The sequence below is a fragment of the Anaerostipes stercorihominis genome, assembly GCF_057535655.1.
On the sequence record NZ_BAAJCL010000002.1, the window covers coordinates 219,178 to 237,099 of the forward strand.

Genomic DNA, 17,922 nt, shown 5'->3' on the forward strand with positions numbered 1-17,922 from the left:
AGGAGGACTGAACTATGAATGAAACTATAAATCGTGAAGATTTGTATTTATTTCAGACCGGTAAGGCGCGAAAAGCTTATTTAACTTTTGGATGTCATTACCAAAAAGCATCAAACACTCATAGATTTACGGTTTGGGCGCCAAACGCCAAATCGGTCAGTGTTGTTGGAGATTTTAATTTTTGGAATCCTCTCGCACACCCGATGAAGGGGGACAAGGATGGTATTTATACCATCGAGATCGAGGGATTGAAAAAAGGAGATTTATATAAGTATTATGTAGAAGGGTATGACGGAAAATGCCGTTACAAAAGTGATCCCTTTGCATTTTATTCAGAGTGTCGTCCGGCGACTGCTTCCAAAGTTTGGGATTTTGATTCATTTAAATGGACGGATAAGCGATTTATCAATCAGAGAAAGAAAAAGCAGGCGAAGGATCAGCCGATTTCCATTTATGAAATGCATCTCGGAACATGGAAGATGCCGGAGGAAGAAGACCGGGAGTTTTACAATTATCGTGAGATTGCGGACATGCTGATTCCTTATCTTAAGAAAATGGGATATACCCATGTGGAGCTGATGCCAATTACAGAATATCCATTTGATCTTTCCTGGGGGTATCAGGTTACCGGATATTATGGGGTAACTGCCAGGTATGGAACTCCGGAAGATTTTAATTACATGGTGAATGAGCTTCACAAGGCAGGAATTTGTGTGATTCTCGACTGGGTACCGGCGCATTTTCCAAGAGATGAGCATGGGCTGGCAATGTTTGACGGGACGCATATTTATGATCATGAGGATCCGAGAAAGGGAAGCCAACCGGACTGGGGAACGCTGCTTTTTAATTACGGGAAACCGGAGGTTCAAAGCTTCTTGATTTCCAGCGCCATGTTTTTTGCAGATGTTTATCATATTGATGGTATACGAATTGATGCGGTCAGCGCGATGCTCTATCTGGATTTCGGAAAACAGGAGGGTGAGTTTGTTCCAAATGAAGATGGAACCAATATCAATTATGAGGCGGTTGATTTCCTTCGGAATTTAAATAAAGCGCTTAGAGGTACATATGATGGATTCCTGACCATTGCAGAGGAATCCACAGCATATCCGAAGGTGACCAGCGATGTGGATGATCCGGAGGGACTTGGTTTCAGTTATAAGTGGAATATGGGATATATGCATGATTCCCTTTACTATATGGAGCTGGATCCTTTGTATCGAAAAGACAACCATGGAGCCATTGTATTTTCAATGGATTACGCTTACAGTGAAAACTATATTCTGCCGTATTCCCATGATGAAGTGGTACATGGAAAAGGTTCTATGATTAATAAAATGTATGGAGCTTATGAAGAGAAGTTTGCTTCCCTTCGGGCGTTGTACGGATTTACTTACGCACATCCGGGAAAGAAGCTTTTATTTATGGGCGGAGAGTTTGCACAGTTTGTAGAGTGGAGAGATAAGGAGCAGCTGGACTGGTTTTTAATTGATGATTATGAGATGCATGATTCTTTCCATGAGTATGTGGCAAGGTTAAACGAACTTTATAAAACAGAACCGGCATTGTACGAGCTGGATCAGGATCCGAAAGGCTTTGAGTGGAGACTTCAAAGAGATGCAGATCACAGTGTGTTGGCGTTTGTGAGAAAAGGAAAGGTCCATCGCGGAAAGAAACAGGAGCAGATTTTGTGTGTCTGCAATTTTACACCGGTAGAGTGGGATCAATATGAAATTCCGCTGGAAGGAAAAGCGAAACTCACCAAAATTCTGGACAGCAGCGAATTGGATTTTGGCGGGGACGGAGACGTCTCAGAAGAGAAAATCCGAACAAAACGAGTGAAAATTCCGGGAGAAAAAGGCAAGGCTTCTTATCAGAATGCGGCGCTGATATCGCTCAAACCGCTGAGTGTTGTATATTATAAAATCGAAGAGATTGAAGAAAAACCGAGGAAAGCGGCGAAAAAGACAAAAACAGCGAAGAAAGCTCCGGCAAAAAAGACAGAGATCAAAACTTCGGTTCGGGAAGAAGATAAATCGATTTCACAGAAACCGAAAGTTCCAGAAGAAACCAATAATGCTTCGCAGAAAGAGAAGATCAAAGCGGCTTCAACGAAAACAGAAATCAAAGCAGAAGCTAAAGCGGCATCGCCGGAATCTGTGAAAGTACTAAAACAGTCTGTAAAGTCAGAAAAGGATTCTTTGAAAAAGGAGCCGAAGACTCAAAATAAGAAAAAGCAACCAATCACAAAAGACAATACAGAAAAGGAGAGTTCACAGAGCAAGAAAAAAGTTACAAAAACCATCCAAAAAAAATAGTGAAAAAGGTATAAAATAAAGGAGGAGGAAGTTATGATTAACAAGAAAGAAATTGTTGCGATGCTGCTTGCAGGAGGTCAGGGGAGCAGACTGTTCGCTTTGACTCAGAAAAAAGCAAAACCAGCGGTAGCCTATGGCGGTAAGTATAAGATTATTGATTTTCCGCTTTCCAACTGTGCAAACTCAGGAATTGATACTGTTGGAGTGTTGACTCAGTACGAGCCGTTAGAGTTGAATGCCTACATCGGAACCGGTGGTTTCTGGGATTTGGATAATTTAAATGGTGGCGCCTATGTTTTGCCTCCGTATATGCGCGGTGAAACAGGAAACTGGTATCGTGGAACAGCAGACGCTATTTATCAGAACATTAACTTCATTGACAACTTTGATCCGGATCATATTATCGTATTGTCCGGAGACCAGATTTGTACGATGGACTATGATAAGATGCTTCAATATCATAAAGAAAAAGGTGCGGATTGCACAATTTCTGTACTGAACGTAACTTACGAAGAAGCAAAACGCTTTGGAATTATGAATACCGATGAGGACGAACGTATTTATGAATTTGAAGAAAAACCGGCAGAGCCGAAAAGTACGAAGGCTTCTATGGGAATCTACATTTTCAAATGGAAATTAATTCGGCAGTATCTGATTGATGATGGAAATGACCCGGATTCTGAACATGACTTTGGAAAAAATATTATTCCGCGTATGTTGGAAGACGGAAGAAAAATGTATGCATACTCCTTTGACGGATACTGGAGAGATGTAGGAACCATCGATAGTCTCTGGGAAGCCAATATGGAGCTTTTGGATGAGAACCCTCAGATTAATTTGAACGATGATAAAATGAGAATTTATACAAGAACATTTTCTCTGCCGCCGCATTTTGTTGCGGAAGGCGCAAGTGTGAAGAACTGTATTCTTGCAGACGGATGCTATATCGAAGGAGAAGTTGAAAACTGTGTGATCCATTCCGGTGTTAAAGTTGGAAAAGGAAGTGTTGTGAAAAACAGTGTTATTATGAAAGACACCGTTATAAGAAATAACTGTAAGATTGATAAGGCCCTGATTGATGAAGAAGTTGTCATAGAGCAGGGATGCTCCGTGGGAGAAGGAAATGAAGTAACTGTAATCGGATATCATTGTGTTGCATTGGAAAATGCGGTTGTTGAAGACGGAGCAATGATTTACCCTGATACCATCTTACACTAGGAGGATTGAAATATGGATAAGCAAATGTTAGGAATTATTAATGCAGGAGAAGAAAACAGAAAATTAAAAGACCTTGTGCGTTCCAGAAGTTTATCAGCGCTTCCAATCGGGGGGCGGTATCGTACGGTAGACTTTATGCTGAGTAATATGGTAAACGCAGGAATCCAGAATGTGGGGCTTCTGACAAGAAGAAATTATGATTCGCTGCTCAGTCATGTAAGCTCCGGAAAAGAGTGGGGATTGAACAAAAAACGAGGAGGATTATATATCTTCCCTCCATATATTAATGACGCGTCTCCATCCGGAGAATATGCCAGTGTTATGGATGGTCTTCGGGGAACTCTTGGATTTTTAAAGAAAGCAAAAGAACAGTATGTGCTGTTAGGTCGTTCTTATGTGATTTTTAATGTGGATTTTCAGGACATGCTGGACAAACATATAAAATCCGGAGCTGATATGACATTGATGTATTTTGATAACAGCGATGATGCAACAAATTGTGACCATGATGGCGTATATTTAAAAACAGATGATTCAGAGCGTGTTCTTGATATGTGCTATTCCGAAGGAAAACATCGCTCCAATAAGAAGAGCATGGATGTTTATATTATGAAAACAACACTGCTCATTGACTTTATTGAAACCGCGATTGCACATAATAAGAAACATTTTTTCTTTGATGTCATTGTTCCGAATTTTGATCGTCTGACCATTCAGGGATATGAATGCAAAGGATATGTGGGCTGTATTACCTCTCTCGAAGCATATTATAACGTCAATATGGATATGATTAAGAGAGAAGTTTATGAAGAACTGTTCCTTGGAAGAAGAAAAATTTATACCAAATCAGCAGACGGAGCCCCGGCAAAATACGGACCGAAAGCTGAAGTCAGCAACAGTCTGGTCAGCAGCGGATGTGAAATTGATGGAAAAGTTGAAAATTCAGTGATTTTCCGTGGATCTCAGATTGCAGAAGGTGCAGTTGTAAAAAATTCTGTTGTCATGGCAGAAGGCTTTATTGCACCTGGTGCGGAGATCAGCCGTACAATTTTAGATCGTCACGTAAAGGTTTATTCCAATGCACATTTGGCCGGTTCCTCAAATCATCCAGTGTTTATTCCGAAAGGAGCAAATATTAATGAGTAAAGATAACGTATTAAATGTGCTTCTGGTCGGGGCAGAATGCGCGCCGTTTGTAAAGCTGGGCGGACTGGCTGACGTTATGGGAACACTTCCTGGGGAATTAAATAAAATCGGGGCGGATGCCAGAGTTATGATGCCCTTTCACAGTCAGATGAAGTGGAAATATGCGTCTCAGACCAGACATCTGGCAGACTTTAATGTTATGTTTAATGGCGGAGAAGTATATGTCGGCGTGGAAGAATTGTATTATAACGATGTGATTTATTATTTCATTGACAATGAAGGATTTTTCGGAGATGCTGTATATCGGGGTGGAGTTGCGGAAGGAGAACAGTATGCATTTTTCTGCCGGGCGGTCATCGAGGCAGCCAGCCGCATAGGGTTTATTCCGGACGTCATTCATTGCAATGACTGGCAGACCGGCTTGATTCCGATTCTTTTGAGAACACAGTATGGACACTGGGAAATCGGAAGAGCGAAAACAATTTTTACCATCCATAATATGATGTATCAGGGTGAGTTTGCATTTGAGCAGTTTCAGCAGTGGCTTGGCATTGATCCCAGGTATGATACTCCAGAGTTTATGCATAATTACGAATGTGCCAGCTTTATGAAGGCAGCGTTGGTATTTGCAGACCGGTTAAGCACAGTAAGTCCGACTTATGCACAGGAAATTAAAAATCCGGCGTTTGCTTACCGGCAGGAAGGAATCTTAAATGCAAGAGCAGGAGATACATGGGGGATTTTAAACGGAATGAATATGGAAGAGTTTGATCCGGAAACGGATCCTCTGATTCCTTACCATTTTAATAAGGACGATTTATCCGGAAAGAAAAAAAATAAGGTGGAGCTGATCAAACGCTTAGGATTATCAATTACCCCGGGAGTACCGATCATTGGTATGGTAACCAGACTTACGGAGCAAAAAGGGCTGGATCTGGTAAAATACATGTTGGATGAGATTATGTATACAGAAAATGTAGCATTTGCAATTCTTGGCACCGGAGATTACGAATATGAAGAATTTTTCCGGTTTATGGAAGGAAAATATAAAGGCAGAATCTGTTCTTATATTGCCTATGATAATGCCGTTGCACATCAGATTTATGCTGCCAGTGATTTATTCCTGATGCCATCCAAATTTGAGCCATGCGGAATATCTCAGATGATCGCTCTTCGTTATGGAACACTTCCGATTGTTCGTGAGACGGGAGGTCTTAAGGATACAGTACAAAGTTATAATGAGTACGAAGATACCGGAAATGGTTTTTCTTTTGCAAATTATAATGCACACGAGATGCTTGGTGCAATCCGCTATGCTCTGCAGACACTGCAGAGTCCGAAGAGAAAGCATGGGTTGATTCGTCGGGCAATGGAATCCGATAATAGTTTTGCAAGATCTGCAAAAATATATATGGATATGTTTCAAAGTGTGTTATAATAGCATAAAATCATAGTGAGAAACAAGAAAAGACCAATAGGCGCTCATCCAATTGGGGGTTCTATTGGTCTTTAATTATGGGTTCAATATCAGATATTTTGGAGCCACGCCTGATTTTTAACGGGTGGAAAGGGGTAATACAGATGAGCTTATGTGGCGGCAGTCGCGCAGACAGAATTATAAAAAAAATTGAAAATAAATTAATCAATGCACTGGGTACAACGCTGGAGGACGCCACCAATGATGAGATTTATAAAGCGGCGGCGGGATGCATCCGGGATGAGATTATGATGTTATGGGCAGCCGGAAAGAAGAAAGCAGAAGAGCAGGGAGTCAAACGACTGTATTATATGTCGGCAGAATTCTTAATGGGCAGGGCCTTCTCAAACAACTTGATCAATTTAGGAGTTTATTGGGATTATCGAGAAGCTTTTCAGAAACTGGGGATTGATTTTGAGGTGATTGCAGATGAAGAGACGGAAGCAGGGCTTGGAAACGGAGGACTGGGACGCCTTGCAGCATGTTTTTTAGATTCTTTGGCGACACAGAGTTTTCCGGTCGTCGGGTGTGGAATTCGTTATGAGTTCGGTCTGTTTCGGCAAAAGATTATGGACGGGGGACAGATTGAGGTTGAGGATGACTGGCTGCGGGATGGCTGCATCTGGGAGGTTGAACGTCCGGAGCTAAGCGTGGAAGTACATTTTAACGGCACCATTGAGGAGAACTGGACCGAAGACGGACTGAAAATTATTCATAAAGATTACAATACGGTTGTTGCGGTTCCTTATGATGTTCCGGTCGTGGGATATCAAAGCCAGATGCCGGCGACGCTAAGGTTGTGGAGCGCCAGAAGCAAACAAAGATTTGATCTGCATTCGTTTAATGAGGGGATCTATGATAAGGCAATGGCAGATCAGGCATTTGCAGAGGTCATATCAAAAGTACTGTATCCGGCAGACGATCATATGCAGGGAAAAATGCTGCGGTTAAAACAATTTTATTTTTTAGCGTCGGCAACGATGCAGCTGATGGTAAAGACGCATAAAAAGCACCGCGGTGATTTGCACACCTTACCGAATTATGCTGTGATACAGATCAATGATACGCATCCGACGCTGGCAATTCCGGAACTGATGAGAATTTTAATGGATGAGGAAGGCTTTGGATGGGATGAGGCATACCAGATGGTGAAAAAGATGTTTCATTACACTAATCATACGATGATATCAGAGGCATTGGAATGTTGGGATGAAAATATGTTTAAGCTGCTGCTTCCGCGATTGTACCAAATTATATGTATTTTAAATGAAAAGTATTGCGCAAAACTGCGGATTTACTATGCCAACGATGAAGAACGAATCTCCAGAATGTCCATGATAGGAAATAATCAGATCCGCATGGCAAATTTATGTGTGGCAGTGTGCCGGAGAGTCAATGGGGTGTCCGAACTTCATGGGGATCTGCTGAAAAAAAATCTTTTTCATGACTCTTACAGTATTTATCCGCAAAAATATCTTGCTGTTACCAATGGAGTAACTCATCGCAGATGGTTTGCACTGGCAAATCCGCGGCTATTCCAGCTGGTACAAGAGTATATACCGGGAGATATTCTGAAGGAATATCATTTGTTTGGAGATCTTTTGCTTTGGAAGGATGATTTGGATTTTGGCAGAAAATATGACAAAGTAAAGCAGGAGAATAAAAGAAGGTTTGTAAAATATATCAAGGAAAAACAGGGAATTGATGTCAATCCCAATTCCATCTTTGATGTACAATGTAAACGGCTTCATGAGTATAAAAGACAACTGCTGAAATGTCTCCATATTATTTATCTGTATCAGCAGCTTAAGAAACATCCGGATATCATTTCAACACCGATTACTTTTATCTTTGGAGCAAAAGCGGCGCCGGGATATACTCGGGCAAAAGATATTATAAGGCTGATTCATTCCATTGGAGAGATGGTCAATCGAGATCCGGCAACAAAAGAGAAACTGCAGATTGTGTTCGTAGAAAACTACGGGGTTTCCGTGGCGGAAATATTGATTCCTGCAGCGGATATCAGCGAACAATTATCGACGGCGGGATTTGAAGCATCCGGTACCGGAAATATGAAATTTATGATGAACGGAGCTTTGACCATAGGAACAAGAGACGGTGCAAATCTGGAGATCTTAAGGCAGGTGGGTGAAGATCAAATTTTTATGTTTGGTGCAAAGGCAGAGGAAATTCAGAATATGAAACGGTATCATACGTATAATCCGGGAACCATTTTTGAAGAGAGTCCGAATATTCGGGATGTGTGCAACTGTCTGGTGGACGGTGAGCTGTTTCTATATGGAAAAAGAAAATATTCCGACATTTATCAGTCGCTGCTGTTTGGAGAGTATGGACAGCCCGATCAATATTTCGTACTTTATGATTTGCCATCTTATATTGAAACTTTTTGGAAGGCTTACGATTTGTATGAAAATCACCATGAGCAATGGGTAAAAAAAGCCGTGATCAATACCGCGAAGTCAGGAATGTTTTCCTCAGACCGGACCGTTGAGCAATACAATGAAAAGATTTGGAATTTAACAAAGGTTCGATAGTACCCAAATAAATCAAAGAAAGATAGGATTGAGATTATGATTCATAATGCTTCAATAGAAAAATTTAGAACTCCTTTGGGAGCTGTAAAAAAGGGAGAGGATGTGACGCTTCGGTTGTTTGGGATTCCGAAGGAAGCTCAAAAGATCGAGGTGGTTTTGTTTTCCGAACATCTTCATTGGGAATATGAAATGGCAGGAAACGGAGACTGTTTTGAAAAAACGATTTCGATGCCGTTATCTGCCTGTGTTGTCTGGTATTATTTCAGAATATGGGAAAATGGAACTGCGTATTTCTATGGCGCCAAACCGGGTCTGACGCAAGGGGAAGGCATGATCGTCAGTGATATGCCGTTTAATTTCCAAATTACAGTTTACGAGAGTGATTTTGATACGCCCAGATGGATGGCAGAGGGGATTATGTATCAGATTTTTCCGGATCGTTTTTGCAGAGGCAATCAAAAAAATATGGAAAAAGGGAGACGCTATCATGAGGGAATGGGCAGAGAGGTCTATCTTCATGAGAGCTGGGAGGAGCAGCCGCTGTTTGGACCGCTGCCGGGAAAACAATTCTATGATCCCTGTGATTATTTTGGAGGAGATTTGGAAGGAATCATATCGAAGCTGGATGAATTGAGACAGCTTGGAGTGACCTGTATTTATTTAAATCCCATCGGTGAAGCAGCGTCCAATCACCGATATAATACGTCGGATTATAAAAGGGTAGATCCATTTTTGGGAAGTAATGAAGATTTTCAGAGACTGTGCCGGTTTGCACAGGAAAAACAGATTCGCATTCTTTTAGACGGGGTCTATTCTCACACCGGAGATGACAGTGTATATTTTAATAAAAAAGGAAACTATAAAACTCTTGGAGCATTCCAGGGACCGGAGTCTGAGTTTTATGACTGGTATTCTTTTGATGAACAAGGAAATTATGAGAGCTGGTGGGGATTTCAGTCTTTGCCGGAAGTCAATGAGCTCAATGAGAAATTTTTGAACTATGTGATTACAGGAGAAGATTCAGTCATTAAGCACTGGCTTTCTCTGGGAGCGTACGGCTTTCGTCTGGATGTTGCAGATGAGCTGCCGGATGAGTTTATTTTTATGCTGCGCAAGATATTGAAGGAACAGTGCAGGGATTATGCTTTGATCGGGGAAGTATGGGAGGATGTCACAACGAAGGAAAGCTATGGAGTAAAGCGGAAGTATGCGTTGGGAAAAGGATTGGACAGTACAATGAACTATCCGTTGAAAGTATATCTTGCCGATTATCTTCTGGGATATAAAAATGCTTATGATATGCAGGAATTTTTATTGGGGCAGCAGTGCAATTATCCAAAACCGTTTTATTATGCGGCAATGAATTTGTTGTCATCTCACGATATTCCACGGATCAGAACGACCCTTGCGGCGGGGATGAACGAAACTCTGCCGTCCAGAGAAAAACAAATTGAGTATGTGATAACGTCAGAGATGGATAAAAAAGGAGCGGCTCTTACGCGGCTTGCCATGGCGGTTCAGTTTTTTGTTCCGGGGATGCCGTGCATTTACTATGGAGATGAGTATGGCATGCACGGATTTATGGACCCCCTGAATCGAGGAGCCTTTTTTAAAAATGACGAAACCGTTTACCATGAAATGAAAAAGATAACAACGTTAAGATCCAAAGAAACCGTGCTGAAAACCGGGCATGCATTATTTTTTGCAGTGAATGAAAAGGTTTTGGGGATTCTTCGGTTCATTTCAGACAGAAAAAATGTTTTTGGCGAGACATGTGAAAACAAAGCATTGCTTCTTCTTGTAAATTCAGGAAATCAAAAAGAGACGGTGCGTTTGGATCTCCGAGAGAAAAAAGAAGGAATTGGGGAAGCGATTCATCAGGCTTTGATGCATCAGCTGGAAACGCCAATTGTCAATGCAGCTTTAGAGCCGATGGATTATAAGGTGTTGGAATTAAACAGGAAGGCAGAGGAAACTTCCGGTGCAATTTCTTTAAAAAAATAATCACCGCAAGTGTCCAAAGGCACATTCCAGGATTATAAAGAGAGGAGACAGAAAAGATCCGGCGGATCAATTTCTGTCTCCTTTCATGTGATAGAAACGATTTTATGTTTCGATGTACATCGGACATAAAACCTTTATCGTTCGGAGAGAAAATCATCTTCTTCCTCTTCGATCAGGGAGTAGGCAATGTTTACACAGTGATCGGCGATTCGCTCCAGGGAGGAGAGCATATCGGAAAACAGCAGACCTGCCCGAGGTTCACAGGTTCCTTTGGCAAGGCGTTTTACATGATGCTTTTGATATTTGCGTTCCATTTTGTCAATGGCATGTTCCAGAGACGAAATATTCATGAGGCTTTCTTCTGAAGGGATTTCACCGTTTTGTTCCATGAAACAGTCAATGGATTGATCCAGAATCTGAAAAACAGAGCGTGACATGGTACGAATTTCTTCTTTTGCATCTTCGGTTAATCCGGTTTTGTACTTGATTTCTGTTTTTGTAAAATCGGCAAAATTCTCAGCAAGGTCACCGATTCGTTCAATATCATGAACGATATTGAACATAGAGCCGAGGATTTTTTGGTCAGATACCGGAAGCGTCATCTGATTGGATTTGACCAGATAATTGGTGACGGCATGGCTGATGAAATTGATATCTTCTTCCTGTGCATAGATTTTTTTCAGATCCTGATCATTTTTTTCTAAAAACCCCTGAATGGAAAGAATAAGATTTTCTTTTGCCATGGCTGCCAGTCGTCCCAGTTCATTTTTTGCCAGAGGGATGACGGTGGCAGGGGAGTTCATGGACGAGTCACTGATAAATTGAAGCTCGTTGCGCTGAGGTTTGATTTCTGTACCTGAGATTATTTTTTCTGTCAGTCTGACAACCAAAGGTGCACAAGGAAACATAAACAAAACTTCAATAATTTTAAAGGTCGTATGCGCATTTGCAACACTTCGTCCGAGATTTCCGCCGGAAATCTGCAGGAAGAAATCTGTAATCGAAGGAAGCGCCAAAGACAGGCCGGTAAAGATAATGGCACTGCCGAAGATGTTAAAAAGAAAATGAATCATTGCAGCTCTTTTTGCATTTTTATTTCCGCTTAAGCTGGCAAGAAGGGCTGATACGCAGGAACCCATATTACAGCCGAGAATGATAAAGAAGCAGATCGGCAGCGACAATAAATGTTGGGATGCCATAAGCAGAACAATACTGACAGTCACGGAGGAACTTTGAAGGATTGCGGTAATGATAAAACCAAATAAAATTCCCAGCAAATGGTTGTCAAGACTCTGCAGCAATTGTGTAATCATCGGAGATTCTCTTAAAACAGACATAGCATCGGACATAGAAGTGAGTCCCATAAAGAGAACGCCGAATCCGAGGATCACCTCTCCCACTTTTTTAATGGCAGGATTGTCCAAAAACAGTACCATAATGACTCCCGCCATTAAAAAAACAGGAGCGATGTCTGAAAGATGGAAGGATACAAGCTGGGAGGTAACCGTCGTTCCAATATTTGCTCCCAGGATGACGCCGGCGGCCTGTGACAGATTCATAAGTCCGGCGTTTACGAAACTTACGACCATAACCGTAGTTGCGCTGGAAGACTGGATGATTCCTGTAAAAATAATTCCCACAATGACGCCGGCAAGACGATTGGCGGTAAAGACTTCCAGGATTCGGCGAAGTCTGGCGCCTGCTGCTTTTTCCAGTCCATCGCTCATAAGTTTCATTCCATATAGAAATAAACCAAGGCCTCCGATCAGGGAGAGTATGATAGTGTAGTCCATAAAGCATGACTCCTTTACAATAATTTTACATAAACTTTACTTATATTTTACTTTACGCAAGACAGCATGACAAGAAAAAGATTGTCATTTTTTCTGGAATCCAGTATAATCTTAATCAATCAAAGTTAAAAGAAACGATCGTTTGGAGGAAGCTATGAAAAAATATGATGTGGTGCTGGTCGGAGGCGGATTATTCAATGGAATTGTTGCAAATGAGATGAAAAAGCAAAACAAGAGTTGTCTTGTAGTGGAAAAGCGGACGGTCTTAGGCGGAAATCTTTATTGCCGAGAGGTAGAAGGGATTATGGTCCATGAATATGGGGCACATATTTTTCATACAAGTGATGAAGAAGTCTGGAATTATGTCAATGAACTGGCAGAATTTAACCATTATATCAATTCTCCGATTGCAAATTATTATGGAGAGACTTATAATCTCCCTTTTAATATGAACACATTCAGTAAGATGTGGGGGATCTCAAAGCCGGAGGAGGCAAAAAAAATTATTGAAGAACAAAGGCAGGCTGTATCGGAGGAACCGAAAAATTTGGAAGAGCAGGCAATTCGTCTGGTAGGAATTGATGTTTATAAAAAATTAATTCAAGGATATACAATGAAACAATGGGGACGAGAGTGCAAAGATCTTCCGCCGTCAATTATTAAAAGACTTCCTGTTCGGTATACGTATGATAACAATTATTTTAATGATCCCTATCAGGGAATTCCAAAGGGCGGCTATAATGTGCTGATTGAAAAACTGTATGAAGGATGCGATATTTTGGTCGGAACAGATTTTTTGCAGGATCGCGAAACCTATACGGCGATGTCAGATCGGATTGTATATACGGGAACCATTGATTCTTATTATGATTATTGTTATGGGAAACTGGAATACCGGAGTTTGCGGTTTGAACATAAACTGCTGGAAGAAAAGAATCATCAGGGAGTGGCGGTGATGAACTATACAGATCCTGAAACACCGTTTACAAGAAAGATCGAGCATAAGCATTTTGAATTTGGAACACAGGAAAAGACAGTGGTTACAAAAGAGTATTCTGCGGAATGGGAAGATGGAATGGAGCCGTATTATCCGGTCAATGATGAAAAGAACAGCGTATTATTTGAAAAATATAAAAAGCTTTCGCAAAAAGAAGAAAAAGTACTGTTTGGCGGACGTCTGGGTGAGTATAAATATTATGATATGGATAAAGTCATTGCATCAGCATTAAAATTTGTAAAAGAAAAACTGTAAATCTGCAGGGAAGAACCTAAGAAAATGAAACCCATTTTCTTAGGTTCTTCTGTACTAGACGAATTTTCGTCAATCATGTATAATAAAATCCAAATGCAAAGAAAAGAAAAAGATATTTATTTGGGAGAATATAGAATGCAGGAATTTAGAAATGAGTCAGAAAAACAATATGATTATATGCAGCAGATGAAGACATGGGTGGAGAGAAAATCCAAAGAGCTTGGGCGGCCGCTGACATGTCATTGTACGACGTTTGGATGTCAGATGAATGAAAAAGATTCGGAGAAACTTCTCGGAATTTTAGAGACCATCGGTTATCAGGAAGTGGAAACGGAAGAAGCGGATTTTCTGCTTTTTAACACCTGCACCGTCCGTGAGAATGCCAATACAAAGTTGTACGGACATCTGGGGCAAGTAAAGAAAATGAAGGAAAAAAATCCTCATATGATGATTGGGCTCTGCGGATGTATGATGCAGGAATCGCATGTGATTGAAAAGATTCGATCAAGCTATCGGTTTGTGGATTTGGTTTTCGGAACCCATAATATTTTTAAATTGGCAGAGCTTATGAAGGCAAAGGTGGATTCGGACAGTATGATTGTGGATATCTGGAAAGATACAGATCAGATTGTGGAGGATCTTCCCAGCGACCGAAAGTTTTCTTTTAAATGCGGTGTGAATATTATGTATGGCTGCAATAATTTTTGCAGCTATTGCATTGTTCCGTATGTGAGGGGCAGAGAAAGAAGCAGAAAACCGGAGGACATTGTCAAAGAAGTCCAGAAGGTGGTGTCCGAGGGCGTCAAAGAGGTCATGCTTTTGGGACAAAATGTCAATTCCTATGGAAAAACGTTAGAAAATCCCATGACCTTTGCCGAGCTGCTCAAAGAGGTAGAGAAGGTAGAAGGACTTGAGAGAATTCGTTTTATGACGCCTCATCCGAAGGATCTTTCGGATGAGCTGATTGAAGCGATGGCAGGTTCTGAAAAAATATGCAGTCATATGCACCTTCCGATGCAGTCAGGAAGCAGCCGGCTGTTAAAGTTAATGAACCGTCATTATACAAAAGAACAGTATCTTGCATTGGCGCAAAAGATTAAGGAAAGAATTCCGGGGGTGTCTTTTACCACGGATATTATTGTAGGATTTCCGGGAGAGACAGAGGAAGATTTTGAGGAAACCTTAGACGTGGTGCGGCAGGTTGGATTTGACAGCGCTTATACCTATGTTTATTCAAAGCGTACCGGAACTCCGGCTGCTTCTATGGAAAATCAAGTAGACAAAGATGTGATCAAGAGGCGGTTTGACCGTTTGCTTGCCTTGTTAAAAGAGACTTCTGCTGAAAACTGCAAGAAAAAAATCGGTCTTGTGGAAACGGTTCTGGTAGAGGAAGAAAATACACATGAACAGGGAATGCTGACAGGTAGGCTGGAAAACAATCTTCTGGTGCATTTTAAAGGATGCAGGGAACAGATTGGAACGATGGTGGATGTGAAATTAACAGAAGAAAAAGGGTTTTATTATATGGGAGAACAAATGCATGTCTAAATTAACGCCAATGATGCAGCAGTACATGAAAATCAAAGAGGAAAATAAGGATTGCATTTTATTTTACCGCCTGGGAGATTTTTATGAGATGTTTTTTGAGGACGCGCTGACTGCATCAAAAGAATTGGAAATTACATTGACAGGAAAAAATTGCGGTTTGGAAGAACGGGCGCCGATGTGCGGCGTTCCCTATCACGCCGCGGATTCTTATTTAAATAAACTGGTGGAAAAAGGTTATAAGGTTGGAATCTGTGAACAGGTGGAGGACCCCAGTCAGGCCAAGGGGATTGTAAAACGCGAAATTGTCAGAATCGTAACACCAGGAACGAACATTTCACAACAGAGTTTGGAGGATGAAAAAAATAATTATTTAATGTGCATTTTTTCCAGTGACGGAAGCTACGGCATTTCGCTGGTGGATGTGACAACGGGAGATTTCAGGACGACCTCTGTGGATCGTCTGTCCAAAGTCAGGGATGAGATTTTTAAATTTGCCCCCGCAGAAATTATATGCAATGATGCATTTTTTATCAGCGGCATGGATTTTGAATCTCTGAGAGATAAGATGAATCTTGTGGTTTCCGGAATTGAAGCCTATTATTTTGATGAAGATCAGGGAATAGAAAGAATCAAGCGTCAGTTTAAGGTGGGAAATTTGGAGGGACTGGGGCTTACGGACCATCCAATGGCAATCATTGCCACCGGGGCTTTGCTTGGATATCTCCATGAAACACAAAAAAGCTCGCTGGATCATTTGATGCATATAACGCCGTATGAGACCAGTGAGTTTATGGTGATTGACAGTTCCAGCAGAAGAAATCTGGAGCTGTGTGAAACCTTGCGGGATAAGCAAAAAAAGGGATCTCTTCTTTGGGTTTTGGATAAGACGAAAACTGCCATGGGAGCCAGAATGCTTCGGAGTATGGTAGAACAGCCTCTGGTTGACATGGAAAAAATTCAGGAGCGCTATGACGCAGTTTCCTCACTGACGGAACAGGCGATTGTCCGGGAAGAATTAAGGGAGTATTTAAATCCCATTTATGATTTGGAACGTTTGATGACAAAAGTCAGTTATAAGACAGCGAATCCAAGAGATCTGATTGCCTTCAAGAGTTCTCTGGCATGGCTTCCTCCGATGAAAACCATTTTGCTGGAATGTAACGATCCCCTGCTGTCTTCTCTTCAAAAGGAACTGGATGTTCTCTCGGATCTTCATCAATTGCTGGAAGATTCTATTGTGGAAGAGCCGCCTTTGGCAGTAAAAGAGGGCGGAATCATCAAGGATGGATTTAAAGAAGACATTGACCGGCTGAAAAGGGCAAAAACAGAAGGAAAACAGTGGCTGATGGAATTGGAAGAGCGGGAAAGACAGGCCACGGGAATTAAAAATTTAAAAGTAAAATTCAATAAAGTATTCGGCTATTATCTGGATGTTACCAACTCCTACAAAGAGCTGGTGCCGGAACACTACATACGAAAACAGACACTGGCAAATTCGGAGCGTTATACCACAGAGGAATTAAATCAGCTGGCAGATACGATTCTTGGTTCGGAAGACCGTCTGTACGCTTTAGAATACGAAACGTTTGTTGCAATCCGAGAAACTCTGGCGGCAGAAATGGAGCGCATTTCCAAGACTGCGCATATCATTGCGCAAATTGATGTTCTGGCGTCGCTGGCGTTTGTGGCGGAGAGAAATCATTATGTTCGTCCGAAGCTGAACAGCAGGGGAATCATTGACATTAAAGACGGGCGGCATCCGGTGGTGGAACAAATGATTCAAAATGATATGTTTATTGCAAATGATACCTATCTGGACAATCGAAAGAATCGAGTTGCAATCATCACCGGACCGAATATGGCAGGAAAATCTACATATATGCGGCAGGCAGCTCTGATTGTTTTGATGGCGCAGGTGGGATCCTTTGTGCCGGCATCCAAGGCAAATATCGGCATTGTAGACCGGATTTTTACCAGAGTAGGGGCATCCGATGATCTTGCCTCCGGTCAGAGTACTTTTATGGTGGAAATGAGTGAAGTTGCCAATATTTTAAGAAATGCAACAAAGAACAGTTTATTAATTTTAGATGAGATTGGAAGAGGGACCAGTACCTTTGACGGACTTTCCATCGCCTGGGCTGTGGTTGAATATATCAGCAATGCGAAGTTTCTGGGAGCGAAAACCCTGTTTGCAACCCATTATCATGAATTAACCGAACTGGAAGGGAAGCTTGACAGTGTGAACAATTACTGCATTGCTGTAAAGGAACAGGGAGACAATATTGTATTTTTAAGAAAAATTATCAGAGGAGGGGCAGATAAAAGCTATGGAGTTCAGGTGGCAAAGCTTGCCGGAGTTCCGGATGTTGTGATTCAGCGAGCCAAAGAAATTGCCCGGGAATTGGAAGAGCATGAGTTGACTGCAAAGGCCAAGGAAATCAAGACCTATGGAGAGGCAGAACAGCTTTGCTTTTTCAGACAGAGTGAGGAGCCCACCATGGAGCATCCGTTTATGGCAGAGCTCAGAGAGAAGGATTTGTCGGATATGACGCCGCTGGAGGCTTTAAATTACCTGTATGTTTTGCAGAATAAGCTAAAAAATGAGGAGTAA

At 41.6% G+C, this 17,922-nt stretch carries 10 protein-coding genes; 9 read left to right on the forward strand and 1 reads right to left on the reverse strand.

Translation table 11 applies throughout. The features are described 5' to 3' along the window. The first annotated feature begins 14 nt into the window (after positions 1-14). From glgB to AC27EF_RS03210, 6 genes are all read left to right on the forward strand, one after another. Entirely contained in the window at positions 15-2,318 is a 2,304-nt protein-coding gene (glgB, locus tag AC27EF_RS03185; protein ID WP_487108798.1) for a 1,4-alpha-glucan branching protein GlgB, read from the forward strand. A gap of 33 nt (positions 2,319-2,351) precedes the next feature. After that, positions 2,352-3,536: a glucose-1-phosphate adenylyltransferase gene (locus tag AC27EF_RS03190; protein ID WP_487108800.1), complete on the forward strand. Its 1,185-nt coding sequence runs from the start codon at positions 2,352-2,354 to the stop codon at positions 3,534-3,536. A gap of 12 nt (positions 3,537-3,548) precedes the next feature. Continuing rightward, a complete protein-coding gene (gene glgD, locus AC27EF_RS03195; protein WP_487108801.1) occupies positions 3,549-4,682 on the forward strand; it encodes a glucose-1-phosphate adenylyltransferase subunit GlgD in 1,134 nt (377 codons plus the stop codon). Next, a complete protein-coding gene (locus AC27EF_RS03200; protein ID WP_487108802.1) occupies positions 4,675-6,120 on the forward strand; it encodes a glycogen synthase in 1,446 nt (481 codons plus the stop codon). The genes glgD and AC27EF_RS03200 overlap by 8 nt, the downstream gene beginning before the upstream one ends. Positions 6,121-6,263: 143 nt before the next feature. Continuing rightward, positions 6,264-8,714: a glycogen/starch/alpha-glucan phosphorylase gene (locus AC27EF_RS03205; RefSeq protein ID WP_487108804.1), complete on the forward strand. Its 2,451-nt coding sequence runs from the start codon at positions 6,264-6,266 to the stop codon at positions 8,712-8,714. Between the two features lie 36 nt (positions 8,715-8,750). After that, entirely contained in the window at positions 8,751-10,718 is a 1,968-nt protein-coding gene (locus AC27EF_RS03210) for a glycoside hydrolase family 13 protein (RefSeq protein WP_487108805.1), read from the forward strand. Positions 10,719-10,852: 134 nt separating this feature from the next. On the opposite strand, the gene AC27EF_RS03215 is transcribed toward AC27EF_RS03210, so the two are convergent. Continuing rightward, positions 10,853-12,511 carry a Na/Pi cotransporter family protein gene (locus tag AC27EF_RS03215; protein ID WP_487108806.1) on the reverse strand — a complete coding sequence of 553 codons (1,659 nt, stop codon included), beginning with the start codon at positions 12,509-12,511 and terminating at the stop codon, positions 10,853-10,855. 154 nt (positions 12,512-12,665) lie between these two features. Between AC27EF_RS03215 and glf the strand changes: the two genes are divergently transcribed. The 3 genes from glf (at position 12,666) to mutS (ending at position 17,922) form a co-directional block, all read left to right on the forward strand. After that, positions 12,666-13,763, forward strand: a complete 1,098-nt coding sequence (glf, locus tag AC27EF_RS03220) for a UDP-galactopyranose mutase (protein ID WP_487108807.1) — start codon at positions 12,666-12,668, stop codon at positions 13,761-13,763. A gap of 135 nt (positions 13,764-13,898) precedes the next feature. Beyond that, complete coding sequence (gene miaB, locus AC27EF_RS03225) at positions 13,899-15,311, forward strand: tRNA (N6-isopentenyl adenosine(37)-C2)-methylthiotransferase MiaB (protein ID WP_487108808.1); 1,413 nt, start codon at positions 13,899-13,901, stop codon at positions 15,309-15,311. After that, complete coding sequence (mutS, locus tag AC27EF_RS03230; RefSeq protein WP_487108809.1) at positions 15,304-17,922, forward strand: DNA mismatch repair protein MutS; 2,619 nt, start codon at positions 15,304-15,306, stop codon at positions 17,920-17,922. Before miaB ends, mutS begins: the two co-directional genes overlap by 8 nt.